Consider the following 4,684-nt stretch of genomic DNA (forward strand, 5'->3'; position numbering starts at 1 on the left):
TTCTTCGCCGCCGGCTTCTTCGCCGCTGCCGGTTTCGCCGCCGGCTTGGCAGCAGGTTTCGCCGCGGCCTTGGCTGCAGGTTTGGCAGCGGGCTTGGCGACCGGCTTGGCGGCGGCCGCAGGCTTGGCCGCTACCGGTTTGGCCGCAGGTTTTGCAGCCGGCTTGGCGGCAGCCTTGGCCACCGGCTTGGCGGCCGGTTTCGCCGCGGCTTTCGGTGCCGGCTTGGCAGCCGCTTTCGCCGCCGGCTTGGCCACCGACTTGGCCGACACGCCAGCGATCTTCTCCAGCTGCTTGGTCAGACTGTCGACCTTGTCGTTCAATGCCTTGACCTCGTTGCGGCTGGGCACGCCCAGCCGCGAGATGGCATTGTTCAGACGCTTGTCGAAAGCCTCTTCCAGCTCGCTCCACTTGCCGATCGCCTTGTCCTTGACCTCATCGACCTTGGACTTGGCGGAACCGACCTTGGAGCCGACGCCGGCTTTCACCGCATCGACCTGCTTGTCGACTTCGCTCTTGGCCAGTTTCTCGGCCTTCTCGCCGTCCTTGACCAGGGTATCGAACAGCTTGGTGCCGTCCTTGCTGACCTTGGAGTAAGCGCCCAAGCCTGCCAACCAGATCTGGCGCGAGTATTTCTCGACCTCGCCGATCCAGGAGCTGGTCTGTTTCTCGGTTTTCTTCTTAACAGCCATCCTGATCTCCTTATTTGGTACGCGCGACGTGCTCGAGCAACGCGCTCAGCTCATCCAGCTTAGCAGAGAGTGCCTCAACATCCTGCTTGGAGGGAATGCCGATACGGTTCAGGGCGGCGGCGACACGGGTGTCGAAGGCCTTCTCGATCTTGTCGAGCTGCACTTCGACCTTGCCCTTGACGCTGGTGACGTTGGAGTTGACGGTTTTCTTTACCGATTCGATCTGGCTGTTGGCGGCTTCGACCTGTTCGTCGACCAGCTGCTTGCCCTTGCTCTCGAGGCTCTCGCCGCTCTTGACCAGCTCCTTGAAGTACTCGACACCCTCGGCACCGGCCTTGGCGTAGGCACCCAGGCCCGCCAGGTAGATCTTGCGGGCATAGCCCTTGACGTCATCGAGCAGACCGGCTTTGTCCTCGGCCACGGCTTCGACTTTCTTCTTCACGGCAACTTTCGACATGGTGCACCTCACGCGCTTTGACAGTTAGCGGAAACGCCCACGGAATGCAGGCTTGGGTACACCCTAGGGAGAAAAATTAGAAATCGCATACTAGGCGCGCGGCAGGGTGGGTCGCGCGTCACCGCTCCACCATGGTGGAGCCCCCGGATTGCAGCCGGGCGGCGGCGCGCCAGGCGCCGAGATCATCGGGCGGAGCACTGCGTGCTCCCTGTTGGGCTTCGCTGCGCTTAGCGCCAACCTACGCCAACGACTTGTCCAGCACCTGCTCGATCTCGCGCTTGATGCTGCCGCCCATGGCCGACAGCAGCAGGCCCAGCTTGAGCTCGACGCACACCCGATCCTCGCCCACCTCGATGCTGCCGTCGGCGCCGCTGCGCTTGAACTCCAGGGTGTCGCCATTCCAGCGATAGCGCACGTCGTACTCTCGGGCCAGGCGCTCGGCCAGTTGCTCGGCCTTCTCGCGCGCAGCGGCGCGGCCGAGCTGGTGGGGACGTTCGACGCGAATACGGGACATGGCAACTCCTTGAACTGACTGCCGGGCGCCGCGGCGGCCGTGGCCTGCGGCATGGGGTCACATCACTCTACCAGCCCGCCGCGCGGCCGGGCACCCGGGCAAGACAAAGGCGCCGGGCGCCTTTAGAATGAGCGGCGATCTTTAGCCGGTAGAGCGATATGAGCGATCCACGCAAGGCCCAGGAGCAGGAACCCACCACCCACTTCGGTTTCCAGGACGTGCCGGAAAGCCAGAAGGCGGAAAAAGTGGCCGAGGTGTTCCACTCGGTGGCGGCCAAGTACGACCTGATGAACGACGTGCTGTCCGGCGGCCTGCATCGCCTGTGGAAGCGCTTCACCATCGAGCTGTCCGGCGTGCGCGCGGGCAACCGCGTGCTGGATATCGCCGGCGGCACCGGCGATCTGACCCGCAAGTTTTCCAGCCTGGTCGGCCCGAGCGGCCAGGTGGTGCTGGCCGACATTAACGACTCCATGCTCAAGGTCGGCCGCGACCGCCTGCTGGACAAGGGCGTCGCCGGCAACGTGGTGTTCGTCCAGGCCGATGCCGAGAAGCTGCCGTTTCCCGACAACCACTTCGACGTGGTCAGCATCGCCTTCGGCCTGCGCAACGTGACGCACAAGGAAGACGCCCTGCGCTCCATGCTGCGCGTGCTCAAGCCCGGCGGGCGCCTGCTGGTGCTGGAGTTCTCCAAGCCGGGCAACCCGCTGCTGGCCAAGGCCTACGACACCTACTCGTTCAGTTTCATGCCGCTGGCCGGCAAGCTGATCAGCAACGACGCCGACAGCTACCGCTACCTCGCCGAGTCGATCCGCATGCACCCGGATCAGGAGACCCTCAAGGCGATGATGGTCGAGGCCGGCTTCGAGCGCGTCACCTACCACAACATGACCGGCGGCATCGTCGCCCTGCACCGCGGCATCAAGCCCTGATGCTGCTGAGCGGGCTGCTGGCCGGCGTCGAGGCGGGCCTCAATCGCGTCCTGCGCCTGGACGGCACCGCCCTGCCGCGCCTGCACAAGCTGGCCGGCAAGGTGATCGCTGTGCACTGCCAGAGCCCGGCGCTGGAGCTGTTCATCCTGCCCAGCGGCGACGGCCTGCAGCTGGCGGGGCAATGGCAGGCGCCCGCCGACTGCAGCCTCACCGCCCCCGCTGCCAGCCTGGCGCGCCTGGCGCTGAGCCGCGACAAGACCGCCGTGCTGCACCGCCCAGAAGTGTCGCTGGACGGCGACAGCGCGGTGCTGCTGGAGCTGGCCGGCATCCTCCAGGACCTGGAGCTGGACTGGGAATACGAACTGTCGCGCTGGCTAGGCCCAGTCGCCAGCCCCCTGCTTGCCGGCCATCTGCGCAGCCGGGTGAACCTCGCGGCGAATGGCGCCGCCAGCCTCAAGCAGGACCTGGCCGACTACCTCGCCGAAGAATCGCGCAGCCTGGTCGGCCAGCGCGAGGCCGAGGTGCGCTTCGCCGAACTGGACCAGCTCAAGCTCGCCCTCGACCGCCTCGAGGCGCGCATCGAGCGCCTCGCCTCACGACCCAAGCCCGACGCATGAAACTACTCGCCGTTCGCCGCCTGCTGCGCATCCAGCGCGTGATCGTCCGCTACCAGCTGGACGAGCTGCTGCTGGCACTGCCGCTGCCGGTGTGGCTGCGCGCCCTGGGCTGGCTGCTGCCCTGGCGCTGGCTGCCGCGCAAGCCGCTGCAACTGTCGCGCGGCGCGCGTCTGCGCCTGGCTCTGGAAGATTTGGGGCCGATCTTTATCAAGTTCGGCCAGCTGCTCTCCACCCGCCGCGACCTGCTGCCGCCGGACATCGCCGACGAGCTGGCGCGCCTGCAGGATCAGGTGCCGCCCTTCCCCGAAGCCCAGGCCATCGCCCTGATCGAAGGCCAGCTCGGCGCGCCGGTGGGCGAGCTGTTCGCCCGCTTCGATAGCCAGCCGCTGGCCTCCGCCTCGGTGGCCCAGGTGCACGCCGCGCAGCTGAAAAGCGGTGAAGAGGTGGTGGTCAAGGTGATCCGCCCGGGCTTAAGGCCGGTGATCCGCCAGGACCTGGCCTGGCTGTTCCTGCTCGCCCGCATCGCCGAGCAGGCCTCGGCCGACGCCCGCCGCCTGCGCCCGGTAGAAGTGGTCGGCGACTACGAGAAGACCATCTACGACGAGCTCGACCTGCTGCGCGAAGCGGCCAATGCCAGCCAGCTCAAGCGCAACTTCGACGGCTCGCCGCTGCTCTACGTGCCACAGGTGTACTGGGACCTGTGCCGCCCGCAGGTGCTGGTGATGGAGCGCATCTACGGCATCCCGGTGACCGACCTGGCGACCCTGGCCGACCAGCGCACCGACATGAAGCTCTTGGCCGAGCGCGGCGTGGAAATCTTCTTCACCCAGGTGTTTCGCGACAGCTTCTTCCACGCCGACATGCACCCCGGCAACATCTTCGTCAGCACCCGCACGCCCTGGAGTCCGCAGTACATCGCCATCGACTGCGGCATCATCGGCAGCCTCACCGACGAGGACCAGGACTACCTGGCGCGCAACCTGATCGCCTTCTTCAAGCGCGACTACCGTAAGGTGGCGCAGCTGCACATCGATTCCGGCTGGGTGCCGGCCGATACCAAGGTCAACGAATTCGAGGCGGCGATCCGCACCGTGTGCGAGCCGATCTTCGAGAGGCCGCTGAAGGAAATTTCCTTCGGCCAGCTGCTGCTGCGCCTGTTCCAGACCGCGCGGCGCTTCAACATGGAAGTGCAGCCGCAGCTGGTGCTGCTGCAGAAGACCCTGCTGAACATCGAGGGCCTGGGTCGCCAGCTGTACCCGGACCTGGACCTGTGGAGCACCGCGCAGCCCTTCCTCGAACGCTGGATGCGCGAGCGGGTCAGTCCGCTGCACCTGCTGCGCAACCTGCAGCAGCAGGCCGAGCAGGTGCCGCACCTGTCGCAGATCGCCCGCGACGCCCTGGAGCGCCTGCAACAGCCGGCGCCGCAGGCAGCACAACCGACCAACGGGCAGTGGCCGCTGCGCCTGCTCGGCGCGGCG

The 4,684-nt window shown here is 66.6% G+C and carries 6 protein-coding genes; 3 read left to right on the plus strand and 3 right to left on the minus strand.

The window, feature by feature from the left end; all coding sequences use genetic code 11:
* The 3 genes from N878_RS13120 to N878_RS13130 form a co-directional block, all read right to left on the minus strand.
* Positions 1 to 689: phasin family protein (locus N878_RS13120; RefSeq protein ID WP_021444110.1), on the minus strand; the 689-nt coding region annotated here is incomplete at its 3' end.
* A 10-nt stretch (positions 690 to 699) separates the two neighbouring features.
* Entirely contained in the window at positions 700 to 1,146 is a 447-nt protein-coding gene (locus N878_RS13125; protein ID WP_021444111.1) for a phasin family protein, read from the minus strand.
* A 238-nt stretch (positions 1,147 to 1,384) separates the two neighbouring features.
* Positions 1,385 to 1,660, minus strand: a complete 276-nt coding sequence (locus tag N878_RS13130; RefSeq protein ID WP_021444112.1) for a polyhydroxyalkanoic acid system family protein — start codon at positions 1,658 to 1,660, stop codon at positions 1,385 to 1,387.
* A gap of 158 nt (positions 1,661 to 1,818) precedes the next feature.
* Here N878_RS13130 and ubiE point away from each other — a divergent pair, with 158 nt between their 5' ends.
* From ubiE to ubiB, 3 genes are all read left to right on the plus strand, one after another.
* Entirely contained in the window at positions 1,819 to 2,589 is a 771-nt protein-coding gene (gene ubiE, locus N878_RS13135) for a bifunctional demethylmenaquinone methyltransferase/2-methoxy-6-polyprenyl-1,4-benzoquinol methylase UbiE (protein WP_021444113.1), read from the plus strand.
* Positions 2,589 to 3,206: an SCP2 domain-containing protein gene (locus N878_RS13140; RefSeq protein ID WP_021444114.1), complete on the plus strand. Its 618-nt coding sequence runs from the start codon at positions 2,589 to 2,591 to the stop codon at positions 3,204 to 3,206. Before ubiE ends, N878_RS13140 begins: the two co-directional genes overlap by 1 nt.
* The coding region (gene ubiB / locus N878_RS13145) for a ubiquinone biosynthesis regulatory protein kinase UbiB (protein WP_021444115.1) at positions 3,203 to 4,684 on the plus strand (1,482 nt) is incomplete at its 3' end. The genes N878_RS13140 and ubiB, both read left to right, overlap by 4 nt.

It is taken from the genome of Pseudomonas sp. EGD-AK9, assembly GCF_000465935.2.
Lineage (GTDB): Bacteria > Pseudomonadota > Gammaproteobacteria > Pseudomonadales > Pseudomonadaceae > Aquipseudomonas.